The following is a 19,767-nucleotide window of genomic DNA, read 5'->3' on the forward strand; positions in this document are numbered from 1 at the left end:
CTCGCTGTATTGCCCGATCCCTTTCGCCATCGTTGCCTGCCCAGGGCAGACGTACGCGGGTATCCGTTGGCCCATCAAGGGCGCCGGCGCAGGACGCATCGGGCGATGCACAGTCATTCGCAAAGGGAGTTCACAATGACGCAAAACAGCACCGTGCTGTCCGGCATTCAGCTGGATCAATTCATGGACCGTCTTGAGGTCGAGCATCAGGAACACGGTGCCGATTACCTGCTGAGCCAGCTGCGCGGCCAGCCGCTGAAGGCTGCTTCGCTGGAATCGATCGACCGCCTGCACGTGCTGTGGGTCAACGCCGGTGACGTCGATGCCGCCAGGGCGGTACTGGCCGAAGACGGTCAGGCGCTGCTCGAGGCCTGCGCTGACGACGCGCGCAACGAACTCAAACTCAACCTGCTGGTTTACCAGCTGCGCCTGGCCAACTACCTCAAAGACGAGGAGGGCCTGCTGCAGGGGCTCGACAGCCTGCAGCAACTGAGCAACGAGCGGCTCGACTTCGACGTCGAGCAATACCGGCGCTATCGCATCTTCGACGAGCTCGAACACACCACGCTCGACGTCGCGCTCAAGGCCATCGAGGTGCGCCACACCCTGGCGCTGATCAACCCCGGGCGCCACGCCCTGCGGGCCTGGGACGATGCCGACCAGCACCGGCGCCGGGCCCGGGTGCTGGCCGCCCACGAGCAAGACGAGCAGGCCCGCGAAGCCGCCTTGAGTGCGATTGCCGCCTTGCGCACCGCAGGCGAGGATCAGGACGTCGACGCTAACGACTGGCTGTGGCTGGGCGACGGGCTGATCGAAATCGTGCCGCTGCGCCTGGCGATGTTCGAGCAGCCCGTCGTGCAGTCGATCGCCGAGTTGTCGCTGCCCCGGCGCCGTGAGTGGGAAGTGCGCCTGGCGCGGCTGGCCGCCCGTGCATTGCAGGCCCAGGGCGACCTGCCCGGGGCCCTGAAGATCTGTGAAGTGGCGAGCCGCAGCCTGGACTCGGATGGTGGCGATAACTTCATTAATTTCGAATTGCCCTGGTTGCTCGAAAGCGGGCGGATCGAGGAGGCTGGGCAACGGGCGTTCATGGATGTCTATGAAATGCTCGAGCAGATGTGGCCCGGCACGCCATTCTGGATTCACGACCGGTTGCTCGAGGCCGAGGACAACTCGGTGTGGTGGCCGCTGTGCGTGATGCGCGCCTGCGACAACGCCGCTTTGCTGGAGCGCTTTGTTGCCTGCCTGCCCGAGCGCAGCGAGGCGACACCGGCCTTGAACCCGTTGCTCGAAGCGCTGCACGCGACCCGGGAGAACCCCGAACTGCGCGACGCGCTGTTTGCCCAGGCGCGCGAAGAAGCCCAGCGCCGTGCGCCGAATCACCCATGGATCACCCGCCTGGTTGCGGTGCGAGAGGGCGATGCCGGCCTGATCGACGCCAAGACTGAGCTGGCCATGTTGCAGGACGCCGTAAAAGCCGGCGGCCTGCAGGATCGACGTAGTGCCTACAGTGTGTTCTGCGCGCACGTCAAAGCCTTCGGCGTCATCGATGCCCTCAAGCAGCCGATGCCGCAACTGGCCAGTGGCATGTACTGTTACGAGTACGCCGGGTATGTCGAGGACAAGGTGGAAGAGCAGGTCAAAAGCCTCGATGAAGCCACCACCAACGAAGCCTGGTCGCTGCTGCGCTTCCTGCAGCGGGCTGCCTACGAGCAGGGCCGGGTGCGCATGGAACAGTGCTTTGCCAGTGGCAGCGGCCACCGGTATGACGGCTGCGCCCACCTGTACTCGATGCTGTGCAACAACCTGGCAATCAACTACCGCTGCTACAACGACCAGCAGATGTATGACCAGGCCCTTGAACTGCACGCTTGCGGCATCGCCGCCAGTTCGTTTGCCGAGCACTATCACGGCGTGCTCAATGCACGTATCTGCCAGAAGGATTACGCGGCTATCGCTGAGGCGGCGGAGCAACTCTGGCACTACGCGGCGGATTACGGCTACAGCCGCCATGAGCCGGATGACTACCTGCAAGACGTCACGTTTGCGCTGTATCGCCTGGATCGCGACCGGGAAATGTTGATCTGGCTGGAACGTATCTTGAAGTGGCAGGAAGAGCGCGGGGTCAGTGACAAGGACCTGGAATACTCGCCGCTGTTCGCCCGGCTGAAAGTCGCCATGTACCTGGCTCACAGCCTGCCTGAGGCGGCCACCGGCCTGTGGCAGCGTTACGCGTCGCAGGTCAACGAAAGGGACGAAAGCTCGCTGCTGGGCTGCGCTGGCGATGTGCTCAAGGACCTTGGGCGCAAGGAAGAGGCCCTGGCCTATTATCAGCGCGCCATCCTGCGCAGCGATCCGGACAACGCCGTCGACCAGAGAAACAATAAAGTCTTCAACGAGATGATCGCCGAGCTGCAGGCACCGCAAAAACCGGCAGGCAAGGCCTGGTGGCAGATATGGAAGTGACACCGGAGCTGCGACAGTCCGGTTACGCCCCGCGCAATGCGCTCAATGCCGATCAGCTCAAACGCGGTATTGCCGAGCGCAGCAAGGCCCGCAGTGATGCCCCAGAGGTGAGTAAATGGTTGCTCAACCATTTCTACCGTCATCTGGTCGGCAACTTCGAGCCGGCGCGCCGGATCCTGACCCTGGAGCAGGCCGTCGAGGTACTGGGAACGGAGCCACCGCCATGGGTGGCCAGGCACTTGAGCGACGTCGGTAAAGTGTCGCAGCAGGTGCTTGCCCCCCTGGTATGGGTCGACCCGGAGCAAGCCTCACTGCTGGCGCAGGAGGCCTTGCTGGTGGAGTTTCTCACCTCGCGCCAGGGCACTGCGCTGGCCGGCAAGCTTGATCGGATCAACTGCCCGCAGGCGCTGGCGCTGTGGGAAAAAGAACACGCGCAGATGGCCGCGCGGGTTGACCAGGGCTGGCGTCAGAGCCAGCCTGAGGCCTTGGCCACGGTCGTGACTACCGGCGAACATGTATTGCAGGAGCTGCGGCCCGACAGCCCGTTGTTGCGCGCCGAAATGGCCTTTGAAAGCTATGTGATGCGCCATTGCCTCGGCCAGTTCGCCGACCGCCGCGCCCTGAGCGGTGGCTACGGCGAGCGCTATGCCGAAGCGGTGGAACAGCGGCGCATGCGTGTGCTCAGTTTTCGCGACGGCCAGGGCCAGCCGCACATCACCATCAGCCTGATTGTCCAGGCCGACGGCACCTTGACGGTCGAGCAGGTCAAGGGCAAGCAGAACCGGCCGCCGGTCGAGCGTTACTACCAGGACCTGCTGCAGTGCCTGAATGCTCTGGGCACCGACCAGCAGACCCCCGCTGACTGTCTCGCCATCGGCATCGTGCGCACCGAGTCCGCCTGGCTGCGTATCGAAGAGGTCACTGATGCTACCGCCCAGACCCGTCTGGTAGCCCGCTACCCGCAACTGTACGAGCGCCTCGATGCACCGTCGGCCATGGTCGAGTGGCTGGTGGCCGGGCGTCAGCCGCAGCAGTTCTTGCAGGCTGCCCCGCAAGCGGTGTCGGTCAAGTACGCCACCCGGCATATCCTCAGCAAGCGCGCTGAGCGTCAGCTCAATGATCCTCTGTATCAGACCGAAGGTGTGCCGTGGCCGGACATGACGCCGGCCGAGGGCGAGGAAATCCAGGCCTGGCAAGCCCGGGCAAGGTAAGGAGAAGCGCATGTTTTTACTGATCGCGGCGGTTGTTTCAGCCTGGTTGTTGTGGCGGGCGTTGCGACCGCGCGCCGCGCCGTTGTTCAGTCAGCGCAAGCACTGGTCGCTGTTGCTGGCCAGGCCCATGGCCGATGCGATGGGCGTCGAGGGCTTCTACTCGCCGGCCTGCGATCACTTCAACGAGCAAGCGCAGAAGATCGTGCGGGCAGCGTTGCTGCACCAGGCCGGGGTTCGCAGCAACTGCGATGATGAGGCGGTGCGCGCGCACTTCAGCGCGACCCTCGAACAGCAATGGTACAGCCTCGACCTGCAGGCGCTGACGGCCAGCGATGAGCCGCGTGCGGCGATGGCCTTTGCCTGTGCGCGGGTGGCGTTTGTGGCCCGTTGCGCGCTGCTGATGCGCTGGCTCGAACCTGATCTTGCCTGGCGTGTGCTGCTGCTCAATGCGCAGCGGGCGCAAGACTGTTTCGACAGTTGGGAAGATTTCGGCAAAGCCTATAAGCTGGGGCGCGAGCAGTGGGTCGCGGCGTTTCGCGTCGACTCGCTGGGCGAAGCGTTCCACGAGCAGCATCTGCGCCAGTTGCTGGCCCCCGGCAGCGGTGCCTGGGCCGATATCCCCTGGCATACGCCCGCGGCGTTGAGCCCGGCGCTGGCGGGGTAACTGCGCGACTGTTGGTTTCAGCATTCCAGAGGGGCATTGCGATGATCGGCTTCACCTTTCGCCAGTTGGAGTATTTCGTCGCTGCCGCCGAGCAGGGCAGCGTCAGTGCGGCGGCGCGCACCAAGCATATTTCCCAGCCGTCGGTATCGCTGGCGCTGTCGCAGCTGGAGGCGAGTCTGGGCGAGAAGCTCTTTCATCGCCAGGTCAGCCGTGGCCTGGAGCTGACTCCGGCCGGGCGCACCTTGCTGGAGCAGGCGCGGGAGATGCTCAACCTGGCCTCGGCAATCAGCGGCAAGGGCGAAGAGCAACAGGTGGTGCGCGGGGCCTTGAGCCTGATCTGCTTCCAGGACCTGGGGCCGTATTACGCGCCACGGCTGCTGAGCGGCTTTCGCCGGCGCCATCCGGAAGTCACTATCACCCTGTTCGAGGCTGACCTTGCCGAGGTCAATCGACGTCTGGCCGATGGCAAGGCGGAGTTGGCGCTGACCTATGACGTGGGGCTCGATGCGCCGATCGAAAAACGCGTGCTGGCGCAGTTGACGCCTTATGCCTTGCTACCGGCCGACCATCCACTGGCGCTGCAGGAGCGGGTCTCACTGGTGGACCTGGCCAATGAATGCCTGATCCTCGAAGACATCGCCCGGACCCGCGAATATTTCCTGTCGTTGTTCTGGGCCCATGACCTGCAACCGGCAAGCCTGCAACTGACCCAGACCTTCGAGATGCAGCGCGGGCTGGTCGCCCATGGCTATGGCGTGGCGCTGTCCTGTACCCGGCCGGTGGCCGATTGCAGCTACGACGGCCAACCCCTGGCTTGCAGGCCGCTGCTGGAAACGGTCAGCCCGCAGCCGGTGGTGCTGGCCCAGTCCAGCGCCATGCGCCCGTCGCCTGCGGCGCAGGCGTTCCTCGATTGGGCCAGCGAGCAGTTTCCGGCCTGATCAGCGGCTGACCGGATCTGCCAGGGTTGCCAGCGGTTGGCGGGCGACGAACAGCCAGTAGCCCAACGACAGCAAGGCCAGCCAGCCGATGCCCACGTACAGGGCCATGCGTGTGTCCGGGAACCAGGCCAGCACGCCGAAGATGAACAGCATGAACACCACCGCACACGCCGGGCCGACCGGCCAGAACGGTACCGGGAAGTGCAGCCTGGCGACCTCGTCGGCGCTCATGCCACGGCGCATGACGATCTGCGACAGAAGGATCATCAGCCACACCCAGACGATCGAGAAGGTCACCACGGCGGCGAGGATCAGGAACAGGTTGTCCGGGGCCAGGTAGTTGAGCACCACCCCCAGCAGCAGGGCGACGGCCATTACCACTACAGTCATCCACGGCACGCCAAAGCGCGACAGCTGGGCAAAGCTGGCGGGCGCCTGGCCGTTGTGGGCCATGCCGTACATCATCCGCCCGGCGCTGAAGATGTCACTGTTGATCGCCGACACGGCCGCCGAGATCACCACGATGTTCAGCAGTGTGGCTGCCGAGCCGATCCCCAGGCCGCTGAAGATCTGCACGAAGGGGCTGCCTTCGCTGCCGATCTTCGTCCAGGGATAGATCGACATCAGCACCAACAGGGTGAACACATAGAACAGCAGGATGCGCAGCGGCACCGAATTGATCGCCCGGGGAATCACCCGTTGCGGGTCCTTGGCTTCGCCGGCGGTGATACCGATCATCTCGACGCCGCCGAAGGCGAACATCACCACGGTGAACGAAGCGATCATGCCGCCCACGCCATTGGGGAAGAAGCCGCCATGGCTCCACAGGTTGCTCACTGCCGCCAGCGGCTCGCCGGCGCCGCCCAGCTGGATACCGAACATCAGCACGGCGGCACCTGCGAGGATCATCGAGACGATGGCGGTGACTTTCAGCAGCGACAGCCAGAACTCCAGTTCGCCAAACACCCGCACGCTGCACAGGTTCAGGGCGCCAATGAAGAAGACGATGCCCAGCACCCAGATCCAGCGCGGCGTATCGGGGAACCAGAAGCTCATGTAGACGCCGAAGGCGGTGACATCCGCCAGGCACACCACCAGCATCGAGAAGGCGTAGCTCCAGCCGGTGAGAAAACCGGCGAAGCGCCCCAGGTACTGGCTGGCGTATTGCCCGAAGGAGCCGGACACCGGGTTGCGCACGGCCATTTCACCCAGGGCGCGCATCATCATGTAGATCGCCGCGCCACCGATCAGGTAGGCGAGTAACACCGACGGGCCGGCCAGTTTGATGGCCGCTGCCGAACCATAGAAAAGCCCGGTGCCGATGGCAGAACCGAGCGCCATGAAGCGAATGTGGCGGGTACTCAGACCGCGCCGCATGGCGGTGCTGTTTTCGTTCATCCCAGGTAACTCCTCGTTGTTCTTATTCTTGGATAGCAAGGCGCCGTAGGACACAGGCAGGGCCATTAACCGGCCAAAGGCAGGAGGCTGACAACCCGCGCGCCATACAGATTGCCTATAGTGGCGAATAGGTAATCTGTGGTTTACCGGCTGCGTGGGGCCGCCCAATACTTTTGTTCATTACAACAAGAGAGGGTGATCGCGATGAAGGCCGATATCGAACAGTTCCAGCGTGACGGTGCCGTGGTGCTGCGTGGTGTGTTCCGTGACTGGATCGAACCGCTGCGCGAAGGTTTTGAACAGAACCTGGCCGCGCCCAGTGCCTTTGCCATCGAGAACGTCGGCAGTGGTGAAGGCGGGCGCTTTTTCGAGGATTACTGCAACTGGCAGCGCATCCCGGCGTTCAAGGATTTCGTGCTCAATTCGCCGGCGGCGGCGATTGCCGGAGCGTTGATGCAGTCACGGCAAGTGCAGGTGTTCCATGAACACATTCTGGTCAAGGAGCCGGGCACCTCCAAGCCCACGCCCTGGCACCAGGACCTGCCGTACTACTGCGTCGACGGCCTGCAGACCGCCAGCTACTGGATACCGCTGGATCCGGTCACCCGCCACAACACCCTGAGCGTGGTGCTTGGCTCCCATCGCTGGCCCAAGCCGGTGCGGCCCAAGAGCTGGGCCAGCAACAAGGATTTTTATGGCGCCAGCGATGCAGGGTCCGGGGAAAGCCTGTTCATGGACATGCCGGATGTAGAGAACGGCGAGTACCAGATCCTCTCGCCGGAGCTGGAACCGGGGGACGCGGTGGTGTTCGATTTTCGTACCGTGCATGGCGCCGCCGGCAACATCGGCAGCAATCGCCGGCGAGCCTTCTCGACCCGTTTCATGGGCGATGATGTGCGCTATATCCAGCGCCCTGGGCGGACCTCGCCGCCGTTTCCGGGGATTGACCTGAAGACCGGCGATCGCATGCGCGAGGACTGGTTTCCGGTGGTGTGGGCGCAGCCATAAGGGCTGCCCGTAGGAGCGAGCTTGCCTCGCGATGCGATGGGGCAGGTAGATCGCAATCGCGGGTCAAGCCCGCTCCCACAGGGGCTACTTCAGGTGGGCGACGATCTCGTCCTTGATCTTCAGGCGTTCCTTGCGTAGCCGGGTGACCGTGTCATCGGCGGCGCTTTTGTTCTCGGCATCGACGACTTCGGCGTCTTTGCGGTTGTACTCTTCATGCAGCTGACTCAGCCGCGGGTCACTTTGTTTCTTCGCGAGAAATTGATCCTTGGTCAGATTCAGGTCTGCGAGTAAATCGTGCTTGACCGGCATTTCTTCACCTCTCCGGGGGTGTGGGGTGGAAGTCATGAACTTAGAGGATAGTCGTCTTTGCCGGGTTTCGCGGCTGGGGTAGTCTGTTGCAACATTTGCCCACCCCAGGACTTTGTGCAATGCCTCACCTTCATGTGGAATACAGCGACAACCTGAAAAACCTTGAGGTCGATCGCCTGCTGCTGCGTCTTAACCATGCCCTGGTGGGCAGCGGCCAGTTTGCTGAAGAGCTCGACATCAAGAGCCGCGCCGTGGCCCTGGCCAGCTTTCGCGTCGGCGTGGCGCCGGTGGAACGCGGGTTCGCCCACATCAAGCTGGCGATCCTCAGCGGCCGCTCGGCCGAGATCAAACGCCAGTTGTCGGCGAGCCTGCTGGAGGTGCTCAAGGACGCGCTGCCGGGCGCCCCGGGGCTGGACATCCAGCTGTGCGTCGAGGTGATCGATATTGATCGCGATTCTTATTCAAAAGTGCATCTGCCGGGGTAAACAGACGCCGGGCTGAACACAGGCTGAACAGGCGTATTAAATAGACGCCAGTCGACTAATTGTTGGCGTCTTTTTCACAAAAAATTGATGACTCGCTACTTACAGTTCGGGCAGTTTCCAGGCCGTGCCGCAAGGGCACTGTTCCCGACGTTTAACTAAGCGAATTATCATGTTCAAGGTCAAACCCCTGCGGGCCGAATGGGTCACGTTGCTTGCCAGCCTGTACCTGTTGATCGGCTTCAACTCATTATTGTGGCAACACCTGGCGTCGGTGCTTTCCAACGATGGCCATGGCCTGCTGCTGCGCGTGGCGTTTGGCGTGTTGATCCTCTGTGCGTTCAACCTGGTGTTGACCCTGCTGGCCTTCAGGCCCGTGCTCAAACCGCTGTTGATCAGCCTGTTCATGGTCAGCGCCGGGGTGGCTTACTTCATGAGCCAGTACGGCGTGATGGTTGATGTGGGCATGCTCCGTAATGCCATGGAGACCAATGCCACGGAAGTACGTGACCTGCTCTCGATGAAACTTTTTTTATATATCGTAGTGTTAGGTGTATTGCCTTCTTTATTGTTGTATAGCACCCCGGTTCTGTACCGTAACTGGGTGCGTGAGTTAGTCGGCAAGTTGCTCGTCAGCGTTGCCTGCATTGTCGTGTTGGCGGCGGTGGCGTTGGTGAACTATCAAGGCTTGGCTTCGCTGTTTCGCAACCACCATGAAATCCGCCTGTTGCTGGTGCCGAGCAATGTCGTCGGCGCTTCCCTGGGGTATGTGGGCGAGCGGGTCGGCAGCGCCGCCAAGCCGTTTCGCAAGATCGGCGAGGACGCGAAACTGGACGTGGCCTGGCAACAACGCACGCGCAAGTCGCTGACCGTGCTGGTGGTCGGCGAGAGCGCCCGCGCGCCGAACTTCGGGGTGCTCGGCTATGGGCGCGATACCACCCCACAGCTGAGCAAGGAAAAGGGCCTGATCGCCTTCACCGACGTGCACTCCTGTGGCACCGAAACCGCCGTGTCGGTGCCGTGCATGTTCTCTGGCTTCACCCGCAAGGATTACGACGCCAGCACCGCCAAAAACCAGGAAGGCCTGCTCGATGTGCTGCAGCGGGCCGGGCTGGCGGTGCGCTGGCGCGACAACCAATCCGGCTGCAAGGGCACTTGCGACCGGGTTGTGTTCGAGAATGTCAGCAACGTCAAGGACCCGGCACTGTGCGCCGATGACGAGTGCCGCGACGACATCCTCCTCAAGGGCCTGGACAGCTTCATCGACAACCTGCAACAGGACACCGTGCTGGTGCTGCACCAGATGGGCAGCCACGGCCCGGACTACTACAAACGTTACCCGAAAGAATACGAGCGCTTCACCCCGGTATGCCGCAGCAATGCCCTGAACCAGTGCAGCCAGGACAGCATCGTCAATGCCTACGACAACACCCTGGTGTATACCGACCATGTCCTGGCGTCGCTGATCGACATCCTGCGCAGCAAGCAGGACAAGGTCGACACCGCCATGCTGTACCTGTCCGACCATGGCGAATCCCTTGGGGAATACAACCTGTTCCTGCACGGCACGCCCTACATGCTGGCACCGGAGCAGCAGAAGCACGTGCCGCTGCTGGCGTGGTTTTCCGACAGCTACAAGGCCAGCTTCGGCGTCGATAGCGACTGCCTGCAAAAGGCCCGCAATGCGCCGTTGAGCCAGGACAACCTGTTCCACTCCATGCTCGGCCTGCTGCAGGTGCACACCGCCCTGTACAAGCCGCAGCTGGACCTGTTCGCCAGCTGTCGGCCAATGCTGGCCAGACACTGATCACAGGCGCGGTAACGGCGGCAGGGATAGCGGTCGAGTGGTTTCCCGACGATGGCCTGCGCCGTATATACTGCGCGCCATTGTTTGTGGGAGAGCCTTGTGGCCATCGATATTCACTGGATTTGTGACGACCGCAGCCTGGCAGAGCATTGCCAGCAGTGGCGCACGCTGCCCTTCGTGGCACTCGACACCGAGTTCATGCGGGTCGATACCTTCTATCCGAAAGCCGGTTTGATCCAGGTCGGTGACGGGGCGCGGGCCTACCTGATCGACCCGCTGCGGATCGGCGACTGGCAGCCGCTGGCCGGACTGCTTGAAGATCCGCAGGTGATCAAGGTCCTGCATGCCTGCAGCGAAGACCTCGAAGTGCTGTCGCGCCTGACCGGCAGCCTGCCGGCGCCATTGTTCGACACCCAGCTGGCCGCCGGTTACCTCAACCTGGGTTTCTCCATGGGCTATTCGCGCCTGGTTCAGGAGGTGCTCGGCATCGACCTGCCCAAGGGCGAAACCCGTTCCGACTGGCTGCAACGCCCGTTGTCGGAAACCCAGGTCAGCTACGCTGCCGAAGACGCCGTGCACCTGGCCGAACTGTACGAGCGCCTGCGCCCGCAGCTGTCCGCCGACAAACACGCCTGGGTCCTCGAGGACGGTGCCGAGCTGGTTGCCCAGTTGCGCCGCGAAACCGACCCGTACGAGCTGTACCGCGAGGCCAAGCTGGCCTGGAAGCTGTCGCGCGCGCAACTGGCGGTACTGCGCGAGCTGTGCGCCTGGCGCGAACGCGAAGCCCGTGCCCGCGACCTGCCGCGTAACCGCATCGTCCGCGAAAACGCCTTGTGGCCCATGGCCCGCACCCAGCCGGATTCGCTGTCGGCGCTGGCCAAGATCGAAGACATGCACCCGCGCACCATCCGTCAGGATGGCGAGTTCCTGCTCGGCCTGATCAAGCAGGCTGCCAGCCTGCCGCCGGAGCAATGGCCGCCAGCGGTGCCCGAGCCGCTGCCGATCGAAGCCTCGGCGCTGCTCAAGCAACTGCGCGCCATCGGCCAGGCCGAGGCCGAACGCCTGAGCATCGCCCCCGAGCTGATGCTGCGCAAGAAACCCCTGGAACTGCTGCTCAAGAGCGGTTACCCCAACGGACCCTATCAACTCCCCGAGTCGCTGCGCGGCTGGCGCCGTGAGCGCATGGGGCAGGCGCTGCTCGATTGCCTGGCGGGCGCCGGAGACCCTTCATGAAACGTATCTGCTCGATCTACAAGAGCCCCCGCAAGAACGAAATGTATCTGTACGTGCTCAAGGCTGACGGCCTGGAGCGTGTGCCCGAAGGCCTGCTGCCGTTCTTCGGTACCCCAGTGCATGCCTTCGACCTGGTGCTGAGCCCGGAGCGCAAGCTGGCCCGCGAAGATATCGCCAAGGTTCTGGAAAACCTCGAGCAGCAGGGTTACCACCTGCAGATGCCGCCCGCCGAGGACGAGTACATCGAGCACCTGCCCGAAGAGCTGCTGCGCCGCAACGATCCGGTCTGACCTCCCTATCTGATACGCCGCCAGCCCCTGGCGGCTTTCGCCGTTACCCAAGGTTGTTATGAACATGCGTGTTTTGATCGCTGAACAGGATCATGCCCTCTACGCTCGCCTGTTGCGCGAAGCGGCACCGGACCTGGAGGTCCTGAACAGTGGCGACTCGGCGGAACTTGCGCGGCTGGCCGCTGACAGCCCGGTATGGCTGGGCCAGCCGGACCTCTTGGCGACCTTGTTGCGCCAGGGCCATCAGCCCCAGTGGTTGCAATCGACCTGGGCCGGGATCACGCCGTTGCTGGCTGACGGCCTGCAGCGCAATTATCGCCTGACCCGGGCGGTGGGGATCTTTGGCCAGGTCATGGCCGAGTACGTGCTTACCTACATGCTTGGCCACGAGCGCGAGGTGCTGGCACGGCTGGTCAGCCAGGTCGAGCGCAAGTGGGATGACCGCCCCGGGCGCAGCCTGGAAGGGCGCCGGGCGCTGATCGTCGGCACCGGCGATATCGGTCAGCGGGTGGCGGAGTTCCTGCTGCCGTTTGGCGTACAGTTGTACGGCATTGCCAGCCAAGCGCGCGAGCAGGCGCCGTTTATCGAAGTGGCAGGCCTTGAGGACCTTGGCCGTCTGGTCGGGCAGGTCGATTATGTCATCAACCTGCTGCCCGACACCCCGGCGACCCATGACCTGTATGACGCCGCGCTGTTCCAGCGCTTCAACCCCGAGGCCTTGTTCATCAATGCCGGGCGCGGCGTCGCGGTGGTCGATGCCGACCTGGTCGAAGCCTTGAAGAAGGGCCATCTGGCCGGCGCGGTGATCGATGTCTGCCGCCAGGAACCGTTGCCCCAGCGCCATCCGTTCTGGACCGCCTGGGGCTTGCTGTTGACCGGGCACAGCTCGGCACCGACCTCGCCGGCGGCGATGGTGCGCGTGTTTGTCGAGAATCTGCGAGCGTATCAGGCGGGTGAAGCGTTACGCGGGGAAGTGGACTTTCAGCGCGGCTATTAAAAGCGTCGCCGGCTCCCACAGGTTTTGTAGGCACCGCTGACCCTGTGGGAGCTGGCCTTGCCAGCGATGGGCTGCAGAGCAGCCCTGAAAATCAAAGGCTGAAATCACCCTCCGCCGCCAACTCGCTCAATGGCCGCCGCGGGCTTGGCACTTCCCGCGCCTGCAGGCCTTCAGCGAGGGTCGACTTGTCGCCCAGCTTGCCGATCGCCACCGCCGCGTGCAGGGCATAGCCTTCAGGAATCTTCAGCTCCCTGCGGGTCAGTTCCTGGTCGAAACCGGCCATGCCGTGGGTGTGCCAGCCGCTCAGGCTGGCCTGCAACGCCAGGTGGCCCCAGGCCGAGCCGGTGTCGAAGGTGTGCCACAACGCCGGGGTTTCTTCGCTGGCACCAGGCGCGGTGAAGGTGGTCTTGGACATGATGATCACCAGCGCCGAAGCGTGCTGGGCCCAACTGCGGTTGAATTCGTTGAGCAAGCCGAGGAAGCGTTCCCAGTTCGGCGTGTCGCGGCGGGCGTAGAGAAAGCGCCAGGGCTGCGAGTTGTAGGCCGAAGGGGCCCAGCGTGCGGCTTCAAGGAAGCTCAGCAGGGTGGCCTGGTCGATCGGCTCGCCGGTGAAGGCGCGCGGCGACCAGCGCTGGATGAACTGTTCGTTGATGGCGTGATCGGCAACGCGAGGATTTGCACTCATCTTGAGTTCCTGAGGGTTGGGGTGGTGACCGCTGGTCAAACTACTGTGTCATATGAGCGCTGACAAGCGGTCTGGCAATGGCCGGTGACAGGCCCTAGACTGGCGCCGCCGCGCCGCCGCGCACGAATTGAAACAGGACACCCGCTACATGACTGCCAACGCCGCTCCATTCTGGATGCGTAAAACCCTCGAGCAACTCGACCCGCAGGAGTGGGAGTCGCTGTGTGACGGCTGTGGCTTGTGCTGCCTGCAAAAGCTTGAAGATGAAGACGACAACAGCGTCTATTACACGCGTATCGCCTGCAAACTTCTGGACATGAAGACCTGCCAGTGCAGCAACTACCCGAAGCGGATGCAGATCGTGCCTGACTGCATCCAGCTGACGCCGGGCAAGGCCGATCAGTTCAAATGGCTGCCCACCACTTGCGGCTACCGCCTGGTCAGCGAGGGCAAGGACCTGCCCGACTGGCACCACCTGGTGTGTGGTGACCGTGAGCAGGTGCACAAGCAACGGATTTCACAATCCGGGCGCATGCTCAGCGAAGACAGCGTCGATGAGGACGACTGGGAAGACTATCTGATTTTCCGCGCCGGTTGAGCTGCAGAGGCTTGTCGGGGATCGCGTTTGGGGGAACGAGGAGTTTCTGTATGCGTGTGCGTTGCCATGGGTGGCTGGTGCTGGGCCTGCTGGCCAGTTCGCCGGCCTGGGCGAAAAAAGTCGATCTGGATTACCACGTGCGCTTGCTGCCACAAAGCGAGCAGGCCGAAGTGCGCCTGACCCTGGCAGACGGCGCCAGCGTGCGCAGCCTGGACTTCGACCTGGGCAAGGACGGCGCCTACAGCGACTTCAAGGCCGACGGCCAATGGCAGTTGCAGGGCGGCGATCAGCGCGGCCACTGGCAACCGGCGCCAGGCAAGAGCCAGCTGAGCTATAAGGTGCGCCTGAGCCAGCGGCTCAAGGGCGGCGCCTATGAAACCCGCATGACCCCGGGCTGGGCGCTGTTTCGCGGTGACGACCTGGTGCCGCCGGCGCGCCTGGACCAGCACGACGGTACCGAACTGGTGGCGCGCCTGAGTTTCGAGCTGCCCAAGGGCTGGAAAAGCGTCGAGACGCCGTGGCCGCGCATTGGCAAGCACCGTTTTCGCATCGACAACGTCTCGCGGCTGTTCGACCGCCCGACCGGCTGGATGCTCGCCGGCACCATCGGTACCCGTCGCGCGCGCCTGGGCGAAACCGACGTCAGCGTCGCCGCGCCGCAAGGCCAGGCCATGCGCCGCCTGGACAACCTGACCTTGCTGACCTTTGTCTGGCCGCAGCTGCAGGCGGTGTTCCCGCGCAATCCGCCCAAGCTGTTGCTGGTCGGCGCCCGGGATGAGCTGTGGCGTGGCGCCCGCGCCGGGCATCACTCCATTTACCTGCACAGCAGCCGCCCGCTGGTTGGCGAGAACGGCTCAAGCCCGGTGCTGCGCGAACTGGTGCATGTGTTTGCGCAGATCAACGACCGCGAGGACAGCGACTGGATTGGCGAGAGCCTGGCCGAGTATTACGCCAGCGAACTGCTGCGCCGTGCCGGTGGCATGACCGAGGAGCGCTATCAGGCCCAGCAGGCGAGCCTTGAGCGCAGTGGCAAGAAGGTCAGCAGTTTGCGCGGCGAGCAGGTCGACAGCGCGGTGATCGCCCGTGGCGTGCTGCTGTTGCGGGCGCTGGACCAGGAAATCCGCCTGCACACCCACAACCAGCGTTCACTGGATGATGTCACCCGGGCGATGATGCGCCTGAACAGCGTTAGCACCGCGGAGTTCATCCAGCTCAGCGAAAGCGTGCTGGGCAAATCCTCCGAGGTGCTGCAGAGCCCGCTGTTGCGTTAAGGCCTGGGGTCTTTCAGGGCGTCGTTGCCGGTCACCGTGGTGCCACGGGGGGCGGCTGCGGCGTTGGCCTTGAGTGCTTGCAGCTCGGCACCGCTGCGTTCGACCTTGGCGCGGAGGTTGTCCAGATCGCTGCGGCCGCGCTCGATCAGGCTTTTCACCGAGCTGTGGCCGGTAATGCCACGGGCCAGGGCAACCCCGCCGACCGCCACCTGAATCATCCCCAGCAAGCCACCACGGCGCAGGCCCTTGCCGACCATGATTACCCCGGTGGCGACGGAACCTGCGCGTTCCCAGCCGTGGACGTTATGTTCACTGGCCATCTGCGCTGAGTTGGCCGGGATAAGCGTCTGTTTCTCGGACATGGTCATTCTCCAGTAGGGGCGATGGTCTACAGCAGACCGCCGGGCAGGCCGGGCTGTTCAGTCGAGTTACTTGAACTTCGGCCCGGAGCGGGTGTTCAGGCCTTTGGCCAGGCGGTCATAGAGCACCACGTTGACGGTGGCGGCCAGGTTCATGCAACCGTTGGTCGGGATGTAGATGGTCTCTTCGCACCAGGCACGCACGCTCGGGTCGAGGGAGCCGTCTTCAGGGCCGAAGATATAGATCGCGCGGTCCGGGTGGGTGTACTCGGGCAGCGGCCGGGCGCCGTCGACCAGCTCCACCGCCACCGGCGTGCAGCCCAGGGGGATGATCTTCTGCAGGTCGTCGATGCCGATCAGCGGGATGTCGTAGTGCACACGCTTGGTGTCGGTGACGAAGTCGCGGGCGCGCTCATAGCGCTTGCCGGTGTAGAACACCGAGTTGACGCCGTAGCAACCCGCAGCGCGCATCACCGAACCTACGTTCTCTGCTGACTTGGGGTTGAACAGACCAATGCAGCTGTACCGTTTGTTCGCCACGTGCCGGGGCCCTTCGCAAAAAAGACGCGATTATACGGGCTTGCCGGCACCTGTGGGGGCGCGCTTGGGCAGTCAGTCCTTTTTCAGCATGCCGGCCAGGCCCGCGAACGGGTTGTGGGTGGCCTTGGCGATGGTCGGGCTGCTGGTCGAGCCTTCGCTGAAGTACTGCTGGTCGGTGTAGCGGGCGTGTTCGTTGTCGTGACAGTACAGGCACAGCAGCTCCCAGTTGGAGCCGTCCTGGGGGTTGTTGTCGTGGTTGTGGTCACGGTGGTGCACGGTCAGCTCGCTCAGGCGCTTGCCGGCGAACTCGCGGGCGCAGCGGCCACACACGTGCGGGTACATGCGCAGGGCCTTGTCACGGTAGCCCATTTCCTTGTCGCGCTTGGCGTCGGCGAGGATGCGGTCTAGCCGTGCGGTGGCGGCGGCAGAGGATGACGAACTCATGGGATTACCTTTTCTCGGGCTTGTTACGGTTATGCCTTGAAGTTTAGCCCGATGGCGGGCAATTCGGACAGGCAAACCGTGCGCGGTGGGAGTAGCCTGTAGCCAGGACCCTCAAGGAGCCTGTGCATGCGTTACGCGATCATTGCGGTATTGATCTGTGCCAGCCTGCAACCTGCCATGGCCGCTGATTTGCAGCCACGGCTGATCACCCCGGTGCCGGGTGCGCCGGGCACGGCGACGCCAACGCCGTATCCGCAGGTGACGCCGAGTACGCCGCCGCGCGCCGGTGATGCGCAACCGGGCGCGCCATTGCTGCCGCCGATGCCGGTGCCCAACCCGCCCAAGGATCAGCCATTGCCTGGTTTGAACCCGGACAACAGCAAGGCCAAGGGCGACTAGACCTGCTGGGCCAGGCGCTGACCGTCCTGCATGCGCAAGCGCCGGGACAGGGCCACAGCCAGGGCGCGGATGATCTTGGCGGCGATCTTCGGGGCGTCGTTGAGCATCTTTTCCAGCGAGTCCTTGCCCAGGTTGAGCAACTGGCAGTCGCTGGCGGCAATGCAGCTGGCCGAGCGCCGTTCACCGTCGAGTACGGCCATTTCGCCGAAGGCGCGGCCCTTGCGCAGGGTGGCGATTTCCACCTGGCGCTGCTCGGCGTCGGTCTTGCGCACTGAAACTACGCCGTGATGGATGATGCACATGAAGGTGCCGGCATCGCCTTCGCGAAAAATCTGGGTGCCTTCGCTCATGTTGCTGATGCTGAAGTAGCCGGCGGCGGCCTGGAAGTCGCCGGGCAGCAACTGGTCGAACAGGCCGCAGTCCATGAGCATGTCGCGGATTTCGTTGTTGAGGTGGGTGGGTTCAGGCATTTGCGTCGTTCTTTTAGTTTTGTGGTGTCTGTTCTGGGGCTGCTGCGCAGCCCATCGCTGGCAAGGCCAGCTCCCACAGGATTTGTGGCAGCCGGCCTGGCCGGCGATTCGCTTGATCAGACAACAAATTTTCCGATTTACACCACGCCCAGCACGTTAAATACGAACGCGTACTCCAGCGCCACGTCGCGCAGCCCCTGGTAGCGCCCGCTCATGCCGCCGTGGCCGGCCCCCATTTCGGTCTTGAGCAGCAACAGATTGTCGTCGGTCTTGGTCACCCGCAGCCGCGCTACCCACTTGGCCGCTTCCCAATACTGCACGCGGCTGTCGTTGTAACCGGCAACCACCAGCAGGGCAGGGTAGGCCTGGGCACGGACGTTCTCATAGGGGGCGTAGGCCTTGATCCGCTCATACACCTCGGGCTCTTCGGGGTTGCCCCACTCGTCGTATTCGGTGACGGTCAGCGGCAGCTCGGGGTCGAGCATGGTGTTGAGCACATCGACGAACGGCACTTCGGCAATTGCGGCCTTGAACAGCTCCGGGCGCTGGTTGAGCACCGCGCCGATCAGCAGGCCACCGGCGCTGCCGCCGCTGATCGCCAACTGCTCGGCGCCGGTCACGCCCTGGGCGATCAGGTGTTCGGCACAGGCGATGAAGTCGCCGAAGGTGTTGTGCTTGTGCGCCTGCTTGCCGGCGTGGTACCAGGCTTCACCCAGTTCACCGCCGCCGCGCACGTGGGCAATGGCAAAGGCCACGCCGCGCTCGAGCAGGCTCAGGCGGGCGTGGGAGAACCACGGATCGAGGCTTTCGCCGTAGGCGCCGTAACCGTACAGGTACAGCGGCACCGGCTTGCCAACGTCGGCACGGCGCTGCACCAGGCTGATCGGTACCTGGGTGCCATCGGCGGCGGTTGCCCACAGGCGCTGGCTGACATAGGCGTCCGGGTCGAACGGGCCGAGCACCGGGGTTTCCTTGAGCACTTGCTGGGCGCCGTTGGCCAGCTCCAGCTGGCGCACCTGGGCCGGGCGGTTGAGCGACTGGTAACGCAGGCGGATGCGCGTGCTGACGAACTCCAGGCTGTCCTGTACGTACAGGCTGTAGGCGGCGTCCGGCAGCTCCACGCGGTAGGCCGGCAAGCCCTGCGGGTGCACCTCGATGATCGGCAGGCCGCCTTCGCGCAGGCTCAGGCTCAGGGCGCTGGCGTTGAGGGTCAGGCCCTCGAGCATCACCGTGTCGCGATGGGCCACCAACAGTTGCCATTGCTCGCGGGTGGGCACTACGTCGGCAACAGCCTGGTACAGGGCGAAGTTGATGCCGTCCTGGTTGCTGCGGATGAACCAGCGCCACTGGCCTTCGAGCTGGCCGTGGTCAGGGTAGTACTCATGGCCCTCGACCCGGGGCGCCAGGCAGGTAAAGGCCTGCTCGGGGTGTTCGGCATCGAGCACCCAGGCTTCGCTGGTGGTCTTGCTGTTGAGCAGCAGGATCAATTGGCGCTCGGAGCTGGCGCGGTAGCAGTGCAAGAAGAAACGACCGTCGGTTTCTTCATAGACTGCTTCGACACTGGCGCTGCCCAGGCGGTGGCGCAGCAACTTGTGCGGGCGGTGGGTGTCGTCCAGTTCGGCGAAGAACAACGTCTGGTTGTCGTTGGCCCAGGTCATGCTGCCGTCGCAGTCCTCGAACGGCAGTTGCTCGATGGCGCCGCTGGCCAGGTCCTTGACGTACAGGGTGTAGATCTCGTCGCCCGTGGTGTCCAGGCTGTAGGCCAGGCGCTGGTGGTCGGGGCTGATGCTGAAGGCGCCCATGGACAGGAAGCCGCCCTTGGCCAACGCATTGGGGTCGAGCAGCAGCTCCTCGCGCGCTTCATCGACGGTATTGGCATCATCGGCCGGGCGCGGGCAGCGGTAATGGCGGGCGTACTCGTCACCGGCGGTGGTGCGGGTGTAGTACAGGTACGGGCCCCAGGGCGAAGGCAGCGACAAGTCGGTTTCAAGGATGCGCGCCTTGATCTCTTCGAACAGCTGTTCGCGCAGCGGCGCCTGATCGGCCAGTTGCGCTTGCTGATAGGCGTTCTCGGCGTTCAGGTAAGCCAGCACCTCGGGGGTGTCGCGTTGCTGCAGCCAGGCATAGGGATCGGCACCTTCGGCCTTGTGGGCAATCGGGGCACGGGGAGCGGTGGCGTCTGCGGACATGCGGGGTTCTCT

At 63.8% G+C, this 19,767-nt stretch carries 21 protein-coding genes; 13 read left to right on the forward strand and 8 right to left on the reverse strand.

Going from position 1 to position 19,767, the window contains the following annotated elements; all coding sequences use genetic code 11:
- The first annotated feature begins 135 nt into the window (after positions 1-135).
- Genes BV82_RS07170 through BV82_RS07185 form a run of 4 tightly spaced genes read left to right on the forward strand, consistent with a single transcriptional unit; the run spans position 136 to position 5,276 of the window.
- Positions 136-2,463 carry a tetratricopeptide repeat protein gene (locus BV82_RS07170; RefSeq protein WP_036994168.1) on the forward strand — a complete coding sequence of 776 codons (2,328 nt, stop codon included), beginning with the start codon at positions 136-138 and terminating at the stop codon, positions 2,461-2,463.
- A complete protein-coding gene (locus BV82_RS07175) occupies positions 2,454-3,674 on the forward strand; it encodes a hypothetical protein (protein WP_036994171.1) in 1,221 nt (406 codons plus the stop codon). The genes BV82_RS07170 and BV82_RS07175 overlap by 10 nt, the downstream gene beginning before the upstream one ends.
- 10 nt (positions 3,675-3,684) lie before the next feature.
- Complete coding sequence (locus BV82_RS07180) at positions 3,685-4,338, forward strand: DUF1266 domain-containing protein (RefSeq protein WP_010223141.1); 654 nt, start codon at positions 3,685-3,687, stop codon at positions 4,336-4,338.
- 41 nt (positions 4,339-4,379) lie between these two features.
- Positions 4,380-5,276: a LysR substrate-binding domain-containing protein gene (locus BV82_RS07185; RefSeq protein WP_010223140.1), complete on the forward strand. Its 897-nt coding sequence runs from the start codon at positions 4,380-4,382 to the stop codon at positions 5,274-5,276.
- Here the strand turns inward: BV82_RS07185 and BV82_RS07190 are convergent, their stop codons facing one another.
- Positions 5,277-6,674 carry an amino acid permease gene (locus tag BV82_RS07190; RefSeq protein ID WP_036994174.1) on the reverse strand — a complete coding sequence of 466 codons (1,398 nt, stop codon included), beginning with the start codon at positions 6,672-6,674 and terminating at the stop codon, positions 5,277-5,279. It lies immediately after the preceding gene.
- 204 nt (positions 6,675-6,878) lie between these two features.
- Here BV82_RS07190 and BV82_RS07195 point away from each other — a divergent pair, with 204 nt between their 5' ends.
- Positions 6,879-7,682, forward strand: coding sequence for a phytanoyl-CoA dioxygenase family protein (locus BV82_RS07195; RefSeq protein WP_036994176.1), 804 nt, complete (start codon positions 6,879-6,881; stop codon positions 7,680-7,682).
- Between the two features lie 84 nt (positions 7,683-7,766).
- Here the strand turns inward: BV82_RS07195 and BV82_RS07200 are convergent, their stop codons facing one another.
- A complete protein-coding gene (locus tag BV82_RS07200) occupies positions 7,767-7,991 on the reverse strand; it encodes an HP1242/YdcH family protein (RefSeq protein ID WP_010223135.1) in 225 nt (74 codons plus the stop codon).
- Between the two features lie 119 nt (positions 7,992-8,110).
- Here BV82_RS07200 and BV82_RS07205 point away from each other — a divergent pair, with 119 nt between their 5' ends.
- From BV82_RS07205 to BV82_RS07225, 5 genes are all read left to right on the forward strand, one after another.
- A complete protein-coding gene (locus BV82_RS07205; RefSeq protein ID WP_010223134.1) occupies positions 8,111-8,476 on the forward strand; it encodes a 5-carboxymethyl-2-hydroxymuconate Delta-isomerase in 366 nt (121 codons plus the stop codon).
- A gap of 169 nt (positions 8,477-8,645) precedes the next feature.
- Positions 8,646-10,280: a phosphoethanolamine transferase gene (locus BV82_RS07210; protein WP_010223133.1), complete on the forward strand. Its 1,635-nt coding sequence runs from the start codon at positions 8,646-8,648 to the stop codon at positions 10,278-10,280.
- A gap of 99 nt (positions 10,281-10,379) precedes the next feature.
- Positions 10,380-11,513 (forward strand): ribonuclease D, encoded by a 1,134-nt coding sequence (gene rnd / locus BV82_RS07215; protein WP_036994177.1) that lies wholly within the window; start codon positions 10,380-10,382, stop codon positions 11,511-11,513.
- A complete protein-coding gene (locus tag BV82_RS07220; protein WP_010223131.1) occupies positions 11,510-11,803 on the forward strand; it encodes a YcgL domain-containing protein in 294 nt (97 codons plus the stop codon). Before rnd ends, BV82_RS07220 begins: the two co-directional genes overlap by 4 nt.
- Before the next feature lie 64 nt (positions 11,804-11,867).
- Entirely contained in the window at positions 11,868-12,800 is a 933-nt protein-coding gene (locus BV82_RS07225) for a D-2-hydroxyacid dehydrogenase (RefSeq protein WP_010223130.1), read from the forward strand.
- Positions 12,801-12,891: 91 nt separating this feature from the next.
- On the opposite strand, the gene BV82_RS07230 is transcribed toward BV82_RS07225, so the two are convergent.
- Positions 12,892-13,485, reverse strand: a complete 594-nt coding sequence (locus BV82_RS07230; RefSeq protein WP_010223129.1) for a nitroreductase family protein — start codon at positions 13,483-13,485, stop codon at positions 12,892-12,894.
- Between the two features lie 148 nt (positions 13,486-13,633).
- Between BV82_RS07230 and BV82_RS07235 the strand changes: the two genes are divergently transcribed.
- Positions 13,634-14,083 carry a YcgN family cysteine cluster protein gene (locus tag BV82_RS07235; protein WP_010223128.1) on the forward strand — a complete coding sequence of 150 codons (450 nt, stop codon included), beginning with the start codon at positions 13,634-13,636 and terminating at the stop codon, positions 14,081-14,083.
- Positions 14,084-14,139: 56 nt separating this feature from the next.
- Positions 14,140-15,354: a hypothetical protein gene (locus BV82_RS07240; RefSeq protein ID WP_036994290.1), complete on the forward strand. Its 1,215-nt coding sequence runs from the start codon at positions 14,140-14,142 to the stop codon at positions 15,352-15,354.
- Here the strand turns inward: BV82_RS07240 and BV82_RS07245 are convergent.
- From BV82_RS07245 to BV82_RS07255, 3 genes are all read right to left on the reverse strand, one after another.
- Positions 15,351-15,716 carry a YgaP family membrane protein gene (locus BV82_RS07245; RefSeq protein ID WP_010223126.1) on the reverse strand — a complete coding sequence of 122 codons (366 nt, stop codon included), beginning with the start codon at positions 15,714-15,716 and terminating at the stop codon, positions 15,351-15,353. The genes BV82_RS07240 and BV82_RS07245 overlap by 4 nt on opposite strands.
- 66 nt (positions 15,717-15,782) lie before the next feature.
- A complete protein-coding gene (locus BV82_RS07250; protein WP_010223125.1) occupies positions 15,783-16,253 on the reverse strand; it encodes an RNA methyltransferase in 471 nt (156 codons plus the stop codon).
- A gap of 72 nt (positions 16,254-16,325) precedes the next feature.
- Positions 16,326-16,697 carry a YajD family HNH nuclease gene (locus BV82_RS07255; RefSeq protein ID WP_010223124.1) on the reverse strand — a complete coding sequence of 124 codons (372 nt, stop codon included), beginning with the start codon at positions 16,695-16,697 and terminating at the stop codon, positions 16,326-16,328.
- A gap of 126 nt (positions 16,698-16,823) precedes the next feature.
- On the opposite strand from BV82_RS07255, the gene BV82_RS07260 reads away from it, so the two are divergent.
- On the forward strand, positions 16,824-17,096 hold the full coding sequence (locus BV82_RS07260) for a hypothetical protein (RefSeq protein WP_010223123.1): 273 nt from the start codon (positions 16,824-16,826) through the stop codon (positions 17,094-17,096).
- Here BV82_RS07260 and BV82_RS07265 read toward each other — a convergent pair.
- Positions 17,093-17,566, reverse strand: coding sequence for a cyclic nucleotide-binding domain-containing protein (locus tag BV82_RS07265; protein WP_010223122.1), 474 nt, complete (start codon positions 17,564-17,566; stop codon positions 17,093-17,095). The genes BV82_RS07260 and BV82_RS07265 overlap by 4 nt on opposite strands.
- Positions 17,567-17,703: 137 nt before the next feature.
- A complete protein-coding gene (locus BV82_RS07270) occupies positions 17,704-19,755 on the reverse strand; it encodes a S9 family peptidase (protein ID WP_036994180.1) in 2,052 nt (683 codons plus the stop codon).
- Positions 19,756-19,767: the final 12 nt, after the last annotated feature.

The organism is Pseudomonas donghuensis, assembly GCF_000696345.2.
In the GTDB taxonomy this organism is placed as follows: Bacteria; Pseudomonadota; Gammaproteobacteria; order Pseudomonadales; family Pseudomonadaceae; genus Aquipseudomonas; species Aquipseudomonas donghuensis.